General features: G+C 56.8%; 1 protein-coding gene. It reads right to left on the bottom strand.

Going from position 1 to position 1,157, the window contains the following annotated elements; translation table 11 throughout:
- A partial coding sequence (gene tuf / locus K787_RS0121550; RefSeq protein ID WP_022964856.1) for an elongation factor Tu occupies nt 1–1,157 on the bottom strand: 1,157 nt, incomplete at both ends.

Here is a 1,157-nt window from a genome sequence, read left to right as displayed (position 1 = left end):
ATCTTGGCAACCACGCCGGCACCAACGGTACGGCCGCCTTCGCGAATCGCGAAGCGCAGACCATCTTCCATGGCGATCGGAGCGATCAGAGTGACGACCAGCTTGACGTTATCGCCAGGCATGACCATCTCGATGCCTTCTGGCAGTTCGCACGAACCAGTTACATCGGTAGTACGGAAGTAGAACTGTGGGCGATAGCCTTTGAAGAATGGCGTGTGACGGCCGCCTTCATCCTTGCCCAGCACGTACACTTCAGCTTCAAACTGAGTGTGCGGCTTGATAGTGCCCGGCTTAGCCAGTACCTGACCACGCTCTACGTCTTCACGCTTGGTACCGCGCAGCAGTACACCCACGTTCTCACCGGCACGACCTTCGTCCAGCAGCTTGCGGAACATCTCGACACCAGTACAAGTGGTCTTGACGGTATCCTTGATACCGACGATTTCCACTTCTTCCTGAATCTTGACGATGCCGCGCTCTACACGACCAGTCACAACAGTACCGCGACCGGAAATCGAGAAGACGTCTTCGATCGGCATCAGGAACGGCTTATCGATGGCACGCTCAGGCTCTGGAATGTAAGCATCCAGAGTCTCAACCAGCTTCTTCACCGCAGTGACGCCCATGCCGTTGTCGTCTTCGCCTTTCAGCGCCATCAGCGCAGAGCCGATGATGATCGGCGTGTCGTCGCCTGGGAAGTCGTAGGCGCTAAGAAGCTCACGCACTTCCATTTCGACCAGCTCCAGCAGCTCTTCGTCATCGACCATGTCAGCCTTGTTCAGGAACACGACGATGTAAGGAACACCTACCTGACGGGACAGCAGGATGTGCTCGCGAGTCTGCGGCATAGGGCCGTCAGCAGCGGAACAAACCAGGATAGCGCCGTCCATCTGCGCAGCACCGGTGATCATGTTCTTCACATAGTCAGCGTGACCAGGGCAGTCAACGTGCGCGTAGTGACGAATCGGAGAATCGTACTCTACGTGCGAGGTATTGATGGTGATACCGCGAGCCTTTTCTTCTGGCGCGTTGTCGATCTGGTCGAAGCCACGAGCGGATCCGCCGTACGCTTCGGCACAGACTTTCGTCAGCGCTGCCGTCAGAGTGGTTTTGCCATGGTCAACGTGACCAATGGTGCCCACGTTAAGGTGCGGTTT

It is taken from the genome of Halopseudomonas pelagia CL-AP6 (assembly GCF_000410875.1).
Classification (GTDB): domain Bacteria; phylum Pseudomonadota; class Gammaproteobacteria; order Pseudomonadales; family Pseudomonadaceae; genus Halopseudomonas; species Halopseudomonas pelagia.
This window is presented reverse-complemented; position numbering and strand designations above follow the sequence as displayed.